A 16,557-nucleotide genomic window follows, 5' to 3' on the forward strand; every position below is an offset into this window, starting at 1 on the left:
ATCATTTCTAAGGATATAAGAATGTTAGCATTAGTTACAGGCGCATCGGCAGGTTTTGGTTATAGCATTTCAAAAAAGCTGATTGAGTTAGGCTATAAAGTTATTGGTTGTGGAAGACGGGCAGAAAAACTAGAAGAACTAAAACAAGAACTTGGTGAAAAATTCTACCCATTAGTATTTGATATGACGGATACAGCAGAAAATATAAATAAGATATTCAAAGAATTACCAAATGAATTTCAAATCGATCAAATTGATTTGCTCGTAAATAATGCAGGTTTGGCATTAGGCCTAGAATCGGCAGACAAGGCTGAATTAGATGATTGGTACACGATGATTGATACCAATGTTAAGGGGCTTGTTACTGTTACCCGACTAATTTTGCCAAGCATGGTAAAGAAGAAATCAGGCTTAATCATTAATATGGGTTCAATTGCAGGTACATATCCATATCCTGGTGGTAATGTTTACGGTGCAACAAAGGCTTTTGTAGAGCAGTTTAGTCTAAATCTTCGTGCTGATTTAGCTGGTACTGGTGTGCGCGTAACTAACGTTGAACCAGGGCTGTGTGGGGGAACTGAGTTTTCTCTTGTGCGTTTTAAAGGGGATCAAGAGAAAGTGAGTAGTCTCTATGATAAGAAAAATCCAATTTTGCCTGAAGACATTGCAAATACGGTCGCGTGGATTGCATCACAACCAGCCCATATTAATATTAACCGTATAGAAATGATGCCAACAACGCAGTCTTTTAACCCATTAAAAGTTGTAGAAGCGGAATAATAGAATTTTAAAAATGATCTAAAGATGGAGGTATATTCTTTAAATTTAGATCTGATGATTAAATCTAGTAAATATTCAAATTATGAAAAGCAAATCCTCTACAAATAGGTAGGGGATTTTTTATAGGTATTCAAAATAAATGGCAATAAAAAAGCCCGCTTTAATGCTGCGGGCTTTTTAGTATTTGGCTCTCCCACCTGGGCTCGAACCAGGGACCTGCGGATTAACAGTCCGTCGCTCTACCGACTGAGCTATGGGAGAATCTGCATGCGATTATAAGGAGATTTTGACAAGGGTCAAGTGAAAATCGTCATGTTTCCTTCATTTTTGTGTTGTATGCTTCTTATTTGATCAAGTTGAGTAGCGAGGATATAAATTACTTGCACTTTAAAAACTCAATTGCTAGATTCAAAAAAGAACAAGCGTTTGGAGTAATCCAAACAGTGTGGATTTAAACCAACTTGCCAGCACTAAAATGGCTAAATCGGAGATAAGTATGAAAACACTTACTGTTGCTTCTATTTTTTCTAATTTTGATTTTTATCAACGCAATTATCTCAATATTTTAAATCAACCAGAATCTTATTACACACTTGTAGAAGATGCATGGATCAATGCTTTTCCATTTAAAAAGCAGGAATTGTACTTAGGTGACTTATTACAACTCTGGTTTAGTTCAAAATGGGATGTGCATACTTCACTGAAAGTTTTAAAGTCTTCCAACATATTAGATCAATCTAAACCCCTCTATATTTTCCAGCTCGAAGGCGAATTATTACTAGGTAAAAATAAAGTTTTAGCTTGGTCTACTCAGTGTCATAAAGTGATAGAGCTTCAACTTAAGAATATTTGGGCACCTTATGTGGTTGCACAAACTTGTGACCGTCCAGATCTTCCTGACTTAATAAAAAAGGCAGCCATTTAAAGCTGCCTTAGTTTTTATGGTCGAATGATCATGCAGGTTGCTGTTGCATATGCATAAAGTTTACCTTCTTCATCAATAATTTTACCTTCGGAAATACCTAAATTTTTACTTAAATTAATGACTTTGCCTGTCGCAATTAAAGGATGGTTCTTTGGAATGGGGCGGCACATTTTCACGTTAAGGTCGATTGTGCCATAGCCTACACCCGCAGGTAACATCGTATGTACTGCACAGCCAGTTACCGAATCTAGAACTGTGGCAGTAAAGCCACCATGTACACCACCTAATGGGTTTAAATGGTTGTGATCTGCTTGTGCTTTGAAAGTCACAGATCCTTCAGAAATTTCAGTAGGTTGCATTGGAATCGTTTTGCTTATACTGGCAGGTGGAATGTGACCTTCAATCATAGCTTGTAAAAATTCGAGGCCAGTCATTTCCATAGGATTTTTCATTTTTTGAGTCCTTCAGTAATTAAAGTTCTAAAATGGAACTTGATGTTAAATTAGGCGTCAAAATGCATATTGTCAAGTTGGCAAGTACAAGAAATATGGTTATTTTATAGTTTATAAACTTGTAAAATGTGGTTGAGTAGAATATTTTATAACCCTAAAAATATAAACTTCTTGTGGAAAATAATAATGAACGGTCAGTGTTTATGCGGTGAAACAACTTTTGAAGTTGAATTAAAAAATCATGATGTACATGCTTGCCATTGTTCGATGTGTCGTAGACAAACTAGTGGTGTCAATATGACAGTTGATGTGGTCAAAGGCAGTTTAAAGTTTATTCAGCAAAAGCATCTTAGCGTATTTAACTCTTCTGAATGGGGCGAAAGAGGCTTTTGTAATGCTTGTGGAACAACAATTTTTTGGAGAACGAAAGATCAAAGCTACTGCAATATCAATGCATTTTCTTTAAATGAGCCAGTAGAAGGCTTGAATTTGGATATGGAAATTTTTATTGATTCAAAACCCGATTTTTATACTTTTCAAAATCAAACAAAAAAACTAACTGAGGCTGAGGTGTTCGCATTGTTTAACCCAGAATAATTTTAATTATAAAAAAAGGCCTCAATTTCGAGGCCTTTTTAATTTTACAAATTATTTAGCAGCTTTTTCAGCTTCGATAGATGCAATTGCAGCATCCACACCTTCGATTGATTCAGCAGCTTTTTTGATACGTGCTAACGCATCAACAAGTACTTCATCAGCTGTTGCATATGAAATACGCATGAAGCCGCCTAAACCAAATGCATCACCAGGAACAACTGCTACGCCAGTTTCTTCTAGTAACCATTCAGAGAATTCTGTGCAAGACTTTAAGCCTTTTGCACGAATAAGAGGGCGAATGTTTGCATACGCATAGAATGCACCATCAGCAGGTAAACAAGAGATACCTTTGATGTCATTTAAGCCATTAACTACTAAGTCATGACGACGTTTAAACGCTTCAATCATTGGCTCTAAAACATCTTGTGGACCATTCAATGCAGCTTCAGCAGCAACTTGTGAAATTGAAGTTGGGTTAGAAGTTGATTGAGACTGGATTTTTTTCATTGCACCAATGATTTTTGCTGGGCCGGCTGCATAGCCAATACGCCAACCAGTCATTGCATATGCTTTAGATACACCATTTAAAACAATTGTGCGGTCATATAAATCTGGAGCAACAGTTGCAATGTTGTAGAACTCATCTTCCCAACGAATTGGTTCATACATGTCATCAGAAGCAACAAATACTTGTGGATGACGACGTAAAACTTCTGCTAAAGCTTCTAATTCAGCTTTGCTATAAATCATACCTGTTGGGTTAGATGGGCTGTTTAATACCACTAAACGAGTGTTTGGTGTAATTGCAGCTTCTAATTGTTCAGGTGTAATTTTGAAACGTTGGTCTTCACCACATTTCACAATAACTGGTGTACCTTCAGCAATAATCACCATATCTGGATAGCTTACCCAGAATGGAGCAGGGATGATCACTTCATCACCTTTGTTTAATAATGCAAGTGCCAAGTTAAAGAAGCTTTGCTTACCACCACATGAAACCAAAATCTGGTTTGGTTGATAATCAAGATTATTATCACGCTTAAACTTAGCAATAATTGCTTTTTTTAACCCAGGAGTACCATCTACAGCCGTATATTTGGTGAAACCATTATTAATTGCTTCAATTGCAGCATCTTTAATGTGTTGAGGGGTATCAAAATCTGGCTCGCCAGCACCTAAACCAATCACATTCTTGCCAGCAGCTTTAAGCTCAGCAGCTTTGTTAGTTACAGCAAGTGTAGGGGACGGTTTGATAGCATTGACACGATCAGAAAGACGTACGTCCACGGCAATATTCCTCTTATGGGATTAAAAAATAAAAAGCATACTATCTTATCGCAAAAATTAGGCAATTTGCGGATGTGGGTATTTTTAGATGTAAAAAAGTTTAATTTAAGAAAGATCTTGTTGTGGTTTTACTCAATTGAAGCTTTTTTCGAAAGAAATGAGAAAAATCCTTTATAATAAGTCGCAATCGAAATATCGAGACTGAATTATGACTGAGCAACAGCCAAAACAGAAAAAGGCTTTGGTGAAATTGCCATTCCCAATGCCGAATGAAAGCAATCAAGCAGATGATGCTGTACACAACCAAGTGCGTCCGAAGCCAGAGCAATATGCAGATAGAACTTGGATGCCACCTCGTGGTACGCGCCGTTCTATGGGTAAGCGTTAATTTAAAAAACAGGCAATATGCCTGTTTTTTTATTGTTGTGGCACTTCTTGATAATAACTTTTTTTCTTTTGATACATACTGTGATCTGCGCGTTTTAGCATATCTTCCACTTGTTCATTTTCTTTTGTGGTTGCATGTCCAATAGCAATACTAATTGGATGGCTTGAGTAATATTGATTATCTATATTGAAAAGCTCCTGAATAGTTTGCAGCATCATTAAAACATTCGCTTCATCAGCGCCAGGCATTAAAATCACAAACTCGTCGCCACCGATTCGAGAAGCTGTATATGCAGTATTTGTGATTGTCTGATTTAAAATATTACCTACACGCCGCAATAAACCATCGCCAATATCGTGACCAAGTTGATCATTGGTTTCTTTTAAACCATTCATGTCTAAAAAAATTGAAGAAACAGGGCGAATAATGCTGCGATTTAAGCGATTAAGCTCTTCTGTAAAGAAAGCACGGTTATAAAGCTTAGTCAGTACATCATGCTGGCCTAAATATTCTAAATAATTTTCAGCTTTCTTTCGTGCAGTAATATCTGTTAGCGCAACTTGTACCAATCCCCAAGTCTCTTCATAGCCGGGGAATACGGTAAATTGCAGTAAGACATTTCTAATTTGACCATCTAATGCATAGTTAACGGCTTCACGCTTGTGGTGAATATTTCCTTGCCAGAGTTCGATCAGCTGTTCTCTAAAAGTTTCCACCATCTCTTCAGCAAAAATTTTATGGGTATTTTTTAAGAGAGTCGTTTTGTCAGGTGCTTTAAATAAATCGAGAGTCGACTGGTTAACATCTAAAATTAGAATATCTTCTATACATTGACGCACAAACTCAGGATGTACATCTAGAAAAGTCCTAAAGTCTTCAATACCTAATAGCCTAAGCTGATCAATTCTATTTTTAATACGGCTAAAATCTTCAACCCAAAGAGAAGTCGGGGAGTAGATAAACATTGACTCTGCTAGGCGTCGATTTTTCTCTTCCTGACGAAGTGCATTTTGATAAGGCGTAATGTCTTCGGTGGTAATTAAAATACGGTCAAATGTAGTTTCAGAACCCGGTAAAATTGCTCCACGCAGTTGTACATCAATACGTTTACCAGAGAGCGTGTAATTTATAGTGGTACTTGAGAAATGAGTTTTACCATTCCATAACGCTTCGAGTTCATGAATATGGGCTTCAAACATTTCTTTTTTAAAAATAAGATTTAAGTTGGCACATAATTCTTCTTGGTTTTTTGCTTCAAAAAGTTCTAATACTTTTTGGTTGACCTTAATAATTTTAATTTTATGGGCACATTCAACAATCAAATTTTCATTTTGACTTAGAAATTCATATAGGTCTTCGACCCCTTGATTTCTCCATAGGTCAAATAACTGCTTAACTTCACTGAAGTCTTCAATCCACATTGGAATTGGGGTTAAGTCAAAAATTGAAGAATCTAAAGTTTCCATTTGTTTCTTTAAGTATTCAGTTCGTCTTAAAGTATAATGAGAAAAATTAGGATTTGGGAAAATAATCAGTTTAAATCTTTAGAATAATTAAAATAATGAGAAAGCAGAATTTATCTGCTTTACTCATAAAATATCAAAATAAATTAACGGTTAATTGGGTGGTCGATATTTTTCTCGCCGCGCCATAATTTAATGAAGTCTTGTTCATCGAAATCGTAAAGTTCCATCAATGCCACAATGACACTGACAAAAATCATTGCGCCTTCTGAGTTACCATGCATATTGAAAATCTTGCCATTGAGCTTACCTAAAATATCACTCAATTCGTGGTCTCGGCCTCTGCCATAGCGGTCACGAGGATATAATTCTTCATTTAAAACAATCAGTGCTATCGCTTTTTCAGCATTTGATAAATCAGTTTTATCTAAAGCGTCTTCAAAAGAGTCACTACCGTGATTAAAGTAAAAAATAACTTCATCGTTAATGAAACTTTGAACCATTTTTTGAGTGAGTGTCGGAAACTGTGAAACAGCATTATCTTCAACATACGGTTTAAATGATTCTGGAAAAATCACGTTGTGATATATGCCTTTAAAAAGCGGAGCAATTTCGGAAACTTTATAACCTGCGATCCCACATCCTAAAGCAGTCACAAAGTATTTCATCTTAGGGTGATTTTTTGCATAAATTTTAAAGTCTTCAACATAATGCTCGATTTGGGAGAGTGGCATTTGTTGAATATGTTCATTTAAAGTCGGAATTGCAAAGCTTTGTCCAGCCCAGCCACGTCCCACACCTTCTACAGCCCCGAAATGCTGACTGGCAACTCGTGCAGCTCCACTACCATGTTGCCCAGCCATATTACTACCGAAGACAAACACTGTATCTTCAGGGAGTTCAGTTACAATACTTTCATCATGATATTGATAGGTCATGGTTATGCTTTTTATCTAATGGATGAGTCCATGTTGCAACCGTTTAAAGCATTGGTCAAGTATCAAGATGCTTAATATTTTCGCCGTAGATTAATCTGGCTACAGACTTTAAATTAGGGAAAAAATCCCCATTAAGTTGCTAGACGATAAATTCAAATTTTTTATAAAGAGAGAGAACTGTGAACGAAAATCAACCTTTCGATTTGGTCACTCATTACCAGCCAGCGGGTGATCAGCCACAGGCAATTGAAAAGCTGGTGAATGGTGTCGAAAAAGGTTTTCGTAATCAGTTACTGTTGGGTGTGACTGGTTCAGGTAAGACCTATACCATGGCAAACGTGATTGCCCAAACCCAACGACCAACCATTGTGATGGCGCACAATAAGACCTTGGCAGCCCAGCTGTATGGTGAGTTTAAAGCCTTCTTCCCAAATAATGCGGTTGAGTACTTCGTAAGTTATTACGATTATTATCAACCTGAGGCTTATGTTCCTTCTTCAGATACATTTATTGAAAAAGACGCAGCAATTAATGACCATATTGACCAGATGCGTTTATCGGCAACACGTGCTTTGTTAGAACGCCGTGATGCAATTATTGTTGCTTCTGTATCTGCAATTTATGGTTTGGGTGACCCAAATGCTTATATGCAAATGTTATTGCATGTGGTGCAGGGTGACCGAGTGAGTCGAGACGAAATCATTCGTCGTTTGGTGGAAATGCAATATACGCGTAATGAGCTTGAATTCTTACGTGGTACTTATCGAATTCGTGGCGAAATTATTGACATTTTCCCAGCTGAATCGGATCAACATGCAATTCGTATTGAACTTTTTGATGATGAAGTAGACTCAATTCGCTGGTTTGATCCACTCACCGGTAAAATGGTGCGCAAAGTACCACGTGTTACGATTTATCCGAAAAGTCATTATGTAACGCCAAAAGACAACTTAACGCGTGCTATTGATACCATTAAGGATGAACTTCAAGACCAGCTTAAGTTCTTCCGTGAACATGACAAGTTACTTGAAGCTCAGCGTATCGAGCAACGTACTCGTTATGATTTGGAAATGATGCAGCAGTTAGGTTATACCAATGGTATTGAAAACTACTCTCGTCATTTATCAGGCCGTCCAGCAGGTGAAGCACCACCAACACTATTTGATTATGTACCAGACGATGCTTTACTTATTATTGATGAGTCACATGTAACGGTTCCTCAAATTGGCGCAATGTATAAAGGTGACCGTTCACGTAAAGAAAACTTGGTCAATTACGGTTTCCGTTTACCAAGCGCGCTTGATAACCGCCCTATGAAATTTGAAGAGTGGGAGCGTATTGTTCCGACCACTATTTTTGTCAGTGCAACGCCCGCTAAATACGAATTGGAAAAATCAGAGCAAGTAGTTGAGCAGGTCGTTCGTCCAACAGGTTTGATTGATCCAGAAATTGAAGTTCGCCCAGTCCTTACTCAAGTCGATGATGTTCTTTCTGAAATTAATATTCGTAAGAATTTAAATGAACGTGTGTTGGTGACCACTTTAACTAAACGTATGGCGGAAGATTTAACGTCTTATTTAAAAGAATATGGCGTTAAGGTTGCTTATTTGCACTCAGATATCGATACAGTTGAGCGTGTCAAAATTATTCATGAGTTACGTACAGGTGTATTCGACGTTTTAGTCGGTATTAACTTGCTTCGTGAAGGTTTGGATATGCCTGAGGTTTCTTTAGTTGCTATTTTAGATGCAGATAAAGAGGGCTTCTTACGTTCTGAGCGTTCGCTTATTCAGACTATTGGTCGTGCTGCGCGAAATGTGAAAGGTAAAGCAATTTTATATGCAGACAGAATTACCGATTCTATGCAAAAAGCAATTGATGAGACTGAACGCCGTAGAGCCAAACAAATTGAGTTTAACGAACTACATGGTATTACACCTCGTAGTGCTGTTCGTCAGGTCATCAAAGAAATTGATGCAGGTGAAGTGCTTTCAGATGATCAAATTGATGAGAAGGTATTAGAGCAGGCACAAGCTTTAAGTGCCGATGATCGACATATTCTTTCTGATCCTAAATTGTTTAGTAAGCATATTACTAAGCTTGAGAAAGAAATGTTAAAAGCATCTAAAGACTTACAGTTTGAGCAAGCGGCACGTATTCGTGATGAAATTGTTCGTTTAAAAGCGCAAATGTTGCAATAAATGGATACATAACACTACATGATTTGTTTAAAAAACAAGCTACTGTAGGTGTTTAAGTTATTTTTGTATTCACAACTAATAGTTGAGGGCAACAATGGCATTTCGAAAAAATGTTCCGCAAGCCAGTTGGCGCTTGGCAAAAATTGCATTGGGCGGGATTGTTCTGACTGGTTTAGCCGTTGGAACATATGCCTATGCTCAGCAAAAACCGTTACCAACTGTCGATAAAGTTGAATTAGACCGTTATTTAGGTGTGTGGTATGAAGTCGCGCGTAAACCTGCTTTTTTCCAAAAAAAATGTGCTTACAACGTATCTGCAACTTACACCTTGAATGAAAATGGAAATATCGTTGTAGATAACCGTTGTTATGATAATCGCAAGCAATTACAGCAATCTATTGGTGAGGCTTTCGTAGTCAATCCACCGTATAACACAAAATTAAAAGTGAGTTTTTTACCTGAGGCTGTAAGGTGGATTCCGGTTATTCGTGGGGATTACTGGATTTTAAAATTAGATGAAGACTATCAAACAGTTTTAGTTGGAGAGCCTTCTCGTAAATATCTTTGGGTATTATCTCGAACGCCACATCCTAAAAAAGAAGTAGTTGATGAATATCTCAATTATGCAAAAACATTAGGATTTGATATTCGAGATATTATCCACTCTGAGCACAAAGAATAAAAAAATTGCTTAAGAAAAAACCATGTCTTCACATGGTTTTTTCTTTTGTATAGTGGATAAATCAAGTATTGTATCGCTTTATTTTTATTAAAGTATAAAGAGGTTGGTGATGTTAAAAGGCGTGATTTTCTCTGTCATGGCATCATTAACTTTCGGTGTGCTTTATTTCTATACTCAACTACTTGGTCAACTCGATAGTGAGCAGACGTTTGGGTGGCGTATTATTGCGACTTTGCCATTTTTAACTGTGTTTATGTGGTGGAGTGGTGACTTAAGCCATATTAAAAATATCTATCACCGTATTTTGGCAAAACCCTCTTTTCTCTTATTACTCATCACAACCTCCGTTTTGACGTCGGTACAGTTATGGCTCTTTTTATGGGGACCCATGCACGGCCGTGGTCTACAAGTGTCTTTGGGATATTTCCTTTTACCGCTTGTTTTAGTGTTAGCTGGCAGTGTCTTATATGGCGAAAAAATATCAAAATTTCAATGGGTCGCTATTGTTCTGGCAATAGTGGGTGTAGGTCATGAGATTTTTCGTCTAGGAAGCATTGCTTGGGAAACTGCTTTAGTGGCTATAGGTTATTCCGCTTATTTCTTGTTACGTAAGAAAATTAAAACGGATAATTTAGGAGGCTTTTGGTGGGACCTTCTGATTATTATGCCAGTTGCAATCTATCTGACACATACAGGGTTATTGCCATATAGTAAGTTTTTCAATCAGCCGACACTCGGGTTGGTTATTGCAGGATTAGGTGTGCTTAGTGCTATAGGCTTGGGATGTTATATATTGGCAAGCCGTTATTTACCTTTGGTTGTTTTTGGTCTGCTTGGATATCTTGAACCAGTGTTACTTGCTTTAGCATCTTTAGTGCTAGGGGAAAGCATTGGTAAAGAAGAATGGTTTACTTATCTTCCAATTTGGTGTGCCGTTTTGGTATTGGTGTTAGAAGGCGCATTCCATCTATATCAACAGCAGCAAAAAGCCAAAAATTTGCAGTTAAATATCGAAAAATATCAAAAAAGATTAAAAAATGATGCTCGCGATTAGAGCATCAGAATCTAAAAAGTAAGAAAAAGCAAAAATTTAGCTGCTTTAAACAATAAGATAATAAAAAATAATTATAGGTATTTTATGAATTTATGATGAATTTTAGGAAAATCTAACCACTAACGTCAGCTTTTGATTCATTCTTGCTAATAATTCCATTACAATTACGGGGTTTTAAAAATCACGCCTAGATATAATTAATTAGAGGACGTATCTGTGAGCAAAGACACTATCATCGCCCTGCACGCTGAACACCAAGGCCGTTGGAAAAACCGTGAAGAAATCGCGGAACGTATGATTGCAGTAATCGGTCAATTATACCGTGAAAAAAATATTGTCGTATCTGTTTACGGTCGCTCTTTAATTAACCGTTCTGTTATTCAAATTTTGAAAACTCACCGTCGTACACGTGTTGTAGATGTTGAGCTTTCTGTTGTAAATACATTCCCAATTTTAGAAGCTTTAGCAAAAGTTGAAAACATTGGTTCTGCAGAAGTTGATATCGGTAAACTTGCAGTTGAATATAAAGAAAAAGGCGGTGATGTTGACGCGTTTGTTGCTCAAGCAGTTGAGTCAATTAAAGGTAGCGCAACTTCTGAACAACCTAAAGACGTAGTTCTTTACGGTTTTGGTCGTATCGGTCGTATCTTAGCTCGTTTAATCATTAGCCAATCAGGTTTAGGTCGTGGTTTAAGCCTTAAAGCGATTGTTGTTCGTAAGTCTTCTGACGGTGACTTGGCAAAACGTGCTTCTTTACTTCGTCGTGACTCAATTCACGGTACTTTCGCTGGTACAATCTCTGTTGATGAAGAAAACGAAGCAATCATTGCGAATGGTAACTTCATTAAAGTGATCTATGCATCTAGCCCAAGCGAAGTAGACTATACACAATACGGTATTGAAAACGCCCTTTTAATCGACAACACTGGTAAATGGCGTGATGCTGAAGGCTTAAGCCAACACTTGAAATGCCCAGGCGTTGCACGTGTTGTATTAACTGCGCCAAGTAAAGGCGAAATGAAAAACGTTGTATTTGGTGTAAACAACAATGACATCTTAGATGAAGATAAAATCATCTCTGCTGCAAGCTGTACAACAAATGCAATCACTCCAATTCTTAAAGTATTGGATGACAAATATAAAGTTCTTAATGGTCACGTTGAGACAGTTCACTCATTTACAAATGACCAGAACTTGATCGATAACTACCACAAAGCTGATCGTCGTGGTCGTGCAGCTACATTGAACATGGTTATTACTGAAACTGGTGCTGCTAAAGCTGTTGCTAAAGCATTACCTGCATTAAAAGGTAAGTTAACTGGTAACTCTGTACGTGTTCCTACACCAAACGTATCTCTAGCGATTTTAAACTTAACGCTTGATAAAGAAGTTGATCGTGAAGAAGTGAACGAATACATTCGTCAAATCTCGATTAACTCTAACCTTCAAGGTCAAATCGGTTATACAAACTCTACAGAAGTAGTCTCAAGCGACTTTATCGGTTCTCGTACAGCTGGTGTATATGATGCTCAAGCAACGATTACTTCTGGTAACCGCTTAACTGCTTATGTTTGGTACGATAACGAAGTAGGTTATAGCTGCCAAGTATTACGTATCGCTGAACAAATGTGTGGCGTAAGCTATACAAAAATTCCTGCAGAAACTAACGCTTAATTCTATTTAACGTTAGATAAAATATTGTGACAAAAAGACCCAGTTTAGACTGGGTTTTTTTACAACCGTACAAAATATATGCTGATTATTTTTTAAAAATCAATGAGAATAGGATTTAAGGAACAAAAAGAAATAGCAAAAGGGATTGGAATTGCAGCAGTTTAAAAGATTATTAATCGTCTTCTTTTTCATCATCATCGCGAATATATGTGGTGTACTCATCGCCATTTGGGTTTTCAAGCATTTTAATATTTATATCCCGCTGAAAAACCAAGCTGTAGCGATTGATTTACAAGAACCTTTGCAGGTACAGGTTAAAGTCAAAGATGCCTTAAATGTTGATGTAAAGGGTAGAGTAAATGCGAATATTCCTATTAATGAAAAGTTAACCATCCCTTTAACACAGACATTAACTCCTCGTGTCTATTTCGATAATATGGTGCCAATTAGCACTGTTATTCCAGTTAAAGAAACATTAAAAGTTGATCAGAGCCTGCCAATAGATACTAAAGTTCAAGTCAGAGTATTAGGTAAGGATATCACTTTGCCATTAAAAGGTAATATTCCATTAAAGCTTGATGTACCTATTGATATTCAAGTACCACTCGATCAAAAAGTTCATTTGAAGTTTGATGCTCCAGTTAAAACAGTTTTAAAAGAAGATCTTCATATTCCTCTAAATGCTCAATTAAAGACCAATATTCCAATTCAGGGGAGTTTGAATGTACCTGTAAAAACTGCTTTAAATGCTTCGGTAGATGTGAAAAACACCTTGCCAGTTAGAATTGAGCATGGTGAGTTAAAAATACCACTGTCGAGCATGAGCCTTAACCGAGTTAAAGATGATAATGCTACATCTTTACCTGCTCAGAACCAGAAAAAGTAGGTGGGTGGCTTATGTTGGGTTCAATAAAAAGTATGCTCATCAGTTTCTTTCTGATTATGGTACTCACGGCAATTTTATTTTGGCTCTATTTAAACATACAGGCTTCAGTGGTTGTTTCTGCACACGAGTCAGATATTCGATTACCAGAGTCCTTAGAAACTAAAATTCATGTTGGCAATAATTTACAGGTACAGTCTATAGGTAAACTAGATACCTCAATTGATATTGACCGTCAGATTTCGGTGCCATTAAAGGGAAGATATTTGGCTGATTTAGAGTTTGAAGTTGAGACTCCAATTACAGTAAGTGTCGATTATGCGACAACACTGAAAGTCGATCAGGTTATGCCTTTAGAAACAACCACCGATTTAATTTATCAAAATAAATTACTTCCTAGATTTCCGTTAAAATTAAATATTCCCATCAATCTAGATATTCCATTTCAGTTAAAACGTAGTTATACCATTCCCGTTAAAATTGCTTTTAATGGTCCGGTTTATTTTGAGTTTGATGAGTCGGTAAACTTACCAATTAAGCATCAGTTTAATCCAAGTTTAAAAATTAACGATGCAATGGAAATGGGTAATATCTCAAGCTTTAATGCGATTATGTATAACTCGGTACAGCACACAAAAGCTAATTTAGATATGAAGATGGATTTGCCTTTACGTAATGTTCATCCTTAAGTGATAAACACATAAAGAGAGGCAATGATCTGCTCTAAATTTTTATCAATATCAAAAGAAATAAAATAAGACCTATGAAAGTAGAATTCTCTCGATTTTCTATTCGAGAATTTTATGAAAATATGGCAGAATAGGCGGTTTTAGAGTTTTTAGAGGATTGGCAAATGCGCTTTGTTGATGAAGCAGTCATTACCGTAGAGGCTGGCGACGGTGGCAATGGCGTAGCCAGTTTTCGCCGTGAAAAATTTGTACCATTTGGTGGCCCAGATGGTGGTGATGGCGGACGTGGTGGAAGTATCTATATTCAAGCTGATGATGATACAAGTACGCTAGTCGATTACCGTTACACCCGTAAATTCCGCGCTGAGCGTGGTAAAAACGGTGCAGGTGCTAACTGTACCGGACGCGGTGGTGAAGATGTGGTTTTAAAAGTACCTGTTGGTACAACAATTGTTGATACAGATTCTGGCGATATTATTGGCGACTTGGTTGAAGACGGCCAAAGAATTCTGGTTGCAGGTGGTGGTGAAGGTGGTTTGGGGAATACTCACTTTAAATCATCAACTAACCGTGCTCCGCGTAAATGTACTACGGGTACTAAAGGTGAATTTCGTGAAATTCGTCTTGAGTTGAAAGTATTGGCAGATGTTGGCTTATTAGGTATGCCAAATGCGGGTAAATCTACTTTCATTCGTGCTGTAAGTGCTGCAAAGCCAAAAGTGGCAGACTATCCATTTACAACCATGGTTCCAAACTTGGGTGTTGTAGATGCTGACCGTCATCGTTCATTTGTAATGGCCGATATTCCGGGCCTTATTGAAGGTGCGGCAGAAGGTGCAGGTCTAGGAATTCGCTTCCTTAAACATTTGGCCCGTACTCGTATTCTTTTACACATCATTGATGTACAACCAATTGATGGTTCAGATCCAGCACATAATGCAAAAGCTATTATGAACGAGCTGGCTAAGTTTTCACCTACTTTGGCGAAACTACCAGTTGTTTTGGTGCTGAATAAACTGGATCAAATTGCTGAAGAAAGCCGTGAAGAGTGGTGTCAGCACATTCTAGATGAATTAGAGTGGACTGGTCCTGTCTTTAAGACATCAGGCTTATTAAGCGAAGGAACAAAAGAAGTTGTATATTACTTGATGGATCAGATTGAACAACAACGTGAACGCGAAGTTGAAGATCCTGAGTACGCAGCAGAAGTAAGAGCTTTCCGTGAACAACTAGAAGTTGAAACACGTGAACAAACCATTGCGGCAAAAGAAGCATATCGTGCGATGCGTCGAGCACAACGTCTCGAAAGTATGATGGACGATGATGACGATTTTGACGATGATGAAGACGACAATGATGTAGAAAGCATCTACGTTCGTGACTAAAAAACCGAGGAAAACATGATAGAAGTGGTCGATGGGCAACGTAAGCTCAGTGAGTGTAAACGAATCGTTGTTAAAATCGGATCATCTTTACTCACAGCAAATGGGCAGGGGCTAGATCTGGAAGCTATTTCGCATTGGGCGAAACAGATTGCAGATTTACACAATGCTGGACACGAAATTATTTTAGTGTCTTCAGGAGCTGTAGCAGAAGGTATGGTTCGTATGAAGCTTGCGAGTCGACCCACCGATCTACCCAGTTTACAAGCATGTGCCGCAATTGGGCAGATGGGCCTAATTCATACATGGTCTAGCGTGCTTGAAAATCATAGTATTCGAACAGCGCAAGTGTTATTAACACATGACGATTTGGCAGATCGCCGTCGTTATTTGAACTCATGCGATGCGTTGCAGAACTTGATTGACTGGCGTGTTATTCCGGTTATCAATGAAAACGATACAGTCTCTACTGACGAGATTCGTTTTGGTGATAACGACACCTTAGCAGCAATGGTTGCTGGTCAAGTACATGCTGATTTACTGATCATTTTAACAGATCAGCAAGGTATGTTTGATTCAGACCCACGTCATAACCCAGATGCAAAGTTGTTATCAACTGTGCGTGCTATGGATGATGTTTTATTTGAAATGGCTGGCGGTGGTGGGCTTCTTGGACGAGGTGGCATGGTCACTAAAGTTCGTGCTGCACGTTTAGCTGCCAAGTCAGGCTGTCCAACACTGATTGCTAGTGGTGAAAGTGACAATGTGTTGTCACGAGTAATGGCTGGTGAAATGTTAGGTACATTATTCACAACAGATAAAGACCGTATGACAGCACATCAACAGTGGCTTGCTGCACATTTACAAACAGCAGGTCGCTTGGTCATTGATGATGGCGCGGTTGATGCGATTAAATCAAAACATCGCAGTTTACTCCCTGTTGGGGTCAAAACTGTTGAAGGACATTTTGATCGTGGTGATGTGGTTGAATGTGTGGATAAACAAGGCAAACGTATTGCGGTTGGACGAGTAAACTTTAGTTCTCGTTCAGCTGAAATTATTAAAGGCCTTTCTTCAGACAAGGTTTACCAAGTACTTGGAGAAGCCCGTTCGCTTGAAATGATCCATCGTGACCATATGGCGATTTATTAAGTTGTGATCA

Annotated in this window: 16 protein-coding genes, 1 tRNA gene and 1 pseudogene; 13 read left to right on the top strand and 5 right to left on the bottom strand. The window is 37.9% G+C overall.

The window, feature by feature from the left end; all coding sequences use genetic code 11:
• Positions 1-21 precede the first annotated feature (21 nt).
• Positions 22-780 carry an SDR family oxidoreductase gene (locus AC1PJ9_RS09875; RefSeq protein WP_016804929.1) on the top strand — a complete coding sequence of 253 codons (759 nt, stop codon included), beginning with the start codon at positions 22-24 and terminating at the stop codon, positions 778-780.
• Between the two features lie 185 nt (positions 781-965).
• Here the strand turns inward: AC1PJ9_RS09875 and AC1PJ9_RS09880 are convergent.
• Positions 966-1,041 (bottom strand) — tRNA-Asn (locus tag AC1PJ9_RS09880).
• Between the two features lie 49 nt (positions 1,042-1,090).
• Between AC1PJ9_RS09880 and AC1PJ9_RS09885 the strand changes: the two are divergent.
• Positions 1,091-1,235: pseudogene (locus AC1PJ9_RS09885) on the top strand (hypothetical protein); the annotation flags it as partial.
• A 41-nt stretch (positions 1,236-1,276) separates the two neighbouring features.
• Positions 1,277-1,705: a hypothetical protein gene (locus AC1PJ9_RS09890; protein ID WP_311086804.1), complete on the top strand. Its 429-nt coding sequence runs from the start codon at positions 1,277-1,279 to the stop codon at positions 1,703-1,705.
• Positions 1,706-1,719: 14 nt separating this feature from the next.
• Here AC1PJ9_RS09890 and AC1PJ9_RS09895 read toward each other — a convergent pair whose 3' ends face one another.
• Complete coding sequence (locus AC1PJ9_RS09895; RefSeq protein ID WP_311086805.1) at positions 1,720-2,157, bottom strand: PaaI family thioesterase; 438 nt, start codon at positions 2,155-2,157, stop codon at positions 1,720-1,722.
• A gap of 186 nt (positions 2,158-2,343) precedes the next feature.
• Here AC1PJ9_RS09895 and AC1PJ9_RS09900 point away from each other — a divergent pair, with 186 nt between their 5' ends.
• Positions 2,344-2,754, top strand: coding sequence for a GFA family protein (locus AC1PJ9_RS09900; protein ID WP_272235722.1), 411 nt, complete (start codon positions 2,344-2,346; stop codon positions 2,752-2,754).
• Between the two features lie 51 nt (positions 2,755-2,805).
• Here AC1PJ9_RS09900 and AC1PJ9_RS09905 read toward each other — a convergent pair whose 3' ends face one another.
• Positions 2,806-4,041, bottom strand: a complete 1,236-nt coding sequence (locus tag AC1PJ9_RS09905; RefSeq protein WP_279970084.1) for a pyridoxal phosphate-dependent aminotransferase — start codon at positions 4,039-4,041, stop codon at positions 2,806-2,808.
• 208 nt (positions 4,042-4,249) lie between these two features.
• Between AC1PJ9_RS09905 and AC1PJ9_RS09910 the strand changes: the two genes are divergently transcribed.
• Positions 4,250-4,429 (top strand): hypothetical protein, encoded by a 180-nt coding sequence (locus tag AC1PJ9_RS09910; protein WP_002118942.1) that lies wholly within the window; start codon positions 4,250-4,252, stop codon positions 4,427-4,429.
• A gap of 29 nt (positions 4,430-4,458) precedes the next feature.
• Here the strand turns inward: AC1PJ9_RS09910 and AC1PJ9_RS09915 are convergent, their stop codons facing one another.
• Both AC1PJ9_RS09915 and AC1PJ9_RS09920 read right to left on the bottom strand, forming a co-directional pair.
• Positions 4,459-5,895: a sensor domain-containing diguanylate cyclase gene (locus AC1PJ9_RS09915; RefSeq protein ID WP_311086806.1), complete on the bottom strand. Its 1,437-nt coding sequence runs from the start codon at positions 5,893-5,895 to the stop codon at positions 4,459-4,461.
• A 143-nt stretch (positions 5,896-6,038) separates the two neighbouring features.
• Positions 6,039-6,830 (bottom strand): A1S_2505 family phage non-structural protein, encoded by a 792-nt coding sequence (locus AC1PJ9_RS09920; protein WP_311069414.1) that lies wholly within the window; start codon positions 6,828-6,830, stop codon positions 6,039-6,041.
• A 179-nt stretch (positions 6,831-7,009) separates the two neighbouring features.
• On the opposite strand from AC1PJ9_RS09920, the gene uvrB reads away from it, so the two are divergent.
• The 8 genes from uvrB (at position 7,010) to proB (ending at position 16,547) form a co-directional block, all read left to right on the top strand.
• A complete protein-coding gene (gene uvrB, locus AC1PJ9_RS09925; RefSeq protein ID WP_016804922.1) occupies positions 7,010-9,031 on the top strand; it encodes an excinuclease ABC subunit UvrB in 2,022 nt (673 codons plus the stop codon).
• A gap of 94 nt (positions 9,032-9,125) precedes the next feature.
• Positions 9,126-9,713 carry a lipocalin family protein gene (locus AC1PJ9_RS09930; protein WP_311086807.1) on the top strand — a complete coding sequence of 196 codons (588 nt, stop codon included), beginning with the start codon at positions 9,126-9,128 and terminating at the stop codon, positions 9,711-9,713.
• A 106-nt stretch (positions 9,714-9,819) separates the two neighbouring features.
• Positions 9,820-10,767 (top strand): EamA family transporter RarD, encoded by a 948-nt coding sequence (rarD, locus tag AC1PJ9_RS09935; RefSeq protein ID WP_311086808.1) that lies wholly within the window; start codon positions 9,820-9,822, stop codon positions 10,765-10,767.
• 216 nt (positions 10,768-10,983) lie between these two features.
• Entirely contained in the window at positions 10,984-12,441 is a 1,458-nt protein-coding gene (locus AC1PJ9_RS09940) for a glyceraldehyde-3-phosphate dehydrogenase (protein WP_311086809.1), read from the top strand.
• Positions 12,442-12,592: 151 nt separating this feature from the next.
• The gene (locus tag AC1PJ9_RS09945; protein WP_311086810.1) at positions 12,593-13,327 is read left to right on the top strand and encodes an MFS transporter; all 735 of its coding nucleotides are present in this window, start codon (positions 12,593-12,595) and stop codon (positions 13,325-13,327) included.
• A gap of 11 nt (positions 13,328-13,338) precedes the next feature.
• The gene (locus AC1PJ9_RS09950; RefSeq protein ID WP_311069411.1) at positions 13,339-14,013 is read left to right on the top strand and encodes a hypothetical protein; all 675 of its coding nucleotides are present in this window, start codon (positions 13,339-13,341) and stop codon (positions 14,011-14,013) included.
• A gap of 164 nt (positions 14,014-14,177) precedes the next feature.
• Positions 14,178-15,398: an Obg family GTPase CgtA gene (gene cgtA / locus AC1PJ9_RS09955; protein ID WP_191010286.1), complete on the top strand. Its 1,221-nt coding sequence runs from the start codon at positions 14,178-14,180 to the stop codon at positions 15,396-15,398.
• A gap of 15 nt (positions 15,399-15,413) precedes the next feature.
• Positions 15,414-16,547 carry a glutamate 5-kinase gene (gene proB / locus AC1PJ9_RS09960; RefSeq protein WP_022575289.1) on the top strand — a complete coding sequence of 378 codons (1,134 nt, stop codon included), beginning with the start codon at positions 15,414-15,416 and terminating at the stop codon, positions 16,545-16,547.
• Positions 16,548-16,557: the final 10 nt, after the last annotated feature.

The organism is Acinetobacter sp. 70_2 (genome assembly GCF_056736115.1).

Coding starts and splice junctions, on each gene's coding strand:
- AC1PJ9_RS09875 (WP_016804929.1), top strand. CDS start 22: ATGTTAGCATTAGTTACAGGCGCATCGGCAGGTTTTGGTTATAGCATT.
- AC1PJ9_RS09890 (WP_311086804.1), top strand. CDS start 1,277: ATGAAAACACTTACTGTTGCTTCTATTTTTTCTAATTTTGATTTTTAT.
- AC1PJ9_RS09895 (WP_311086805.1), bottom strand. CDS start 2,157: ATGAAAAATCCTATGGAAATGACTGGCCTCGAATTTTTACAAGCTATG.
- AC1PJ9_RS09900 (WP_272235722.1), top strand. CDS start 2,344: ATGAACGGTCAGTGTTTATGCGGTGAAACAACTTTTGAAGTTGAATTA.
- AC1PJ9_RS09910 (WP_002118942.1), top strand. CDS start 4,250: ATGACTGAGCAACAGCCAAAACAGAAAAAGGCTTTGGTGAAATTGCCA.
- AC1PJ9_RS09915 (WP_311086806.1), bottom strand. CDS start 5,895: ATGGAAACTTTAGATTCTTCAATTTTTGACTTAACCCCAATTCCAATG.
- AC1PJ9_RS09920 (WP_311069414.1), bottom strand. CDS start 6,830: ATGACCTATCAATATCATGATGAAAGTATTGTAACTGAACTCCCTGAA.
- AC1PJ9_RS09930 (WP_311086807.1), top strand. CDS start 9,126: ATGGCATTTCGAAAAAATGTTCCGCAAGCCAGTTGGCGCTTGGCAAAA.
- AC1PJ9_RS09950 (WP_311069411.1), top strand. CDS start 13,339: ATGTTGGGTTCAATAAAAAGTATGCTCATCAGTTTCTTTCTGATTATG.
- cgtA (WP_191010286.1), top strand. CDS start 14,178: ATGCGCTTTGTTGATGAAGCAGTCATTACCGTAGAGGCTGGCGACGGT.
- proB (WP_022575289.1), top strand. CDS start 15,414: ATGATAGAAGTGGTCGATGGGCAACGTAAGCTCAGTGAGTGTAAACGA.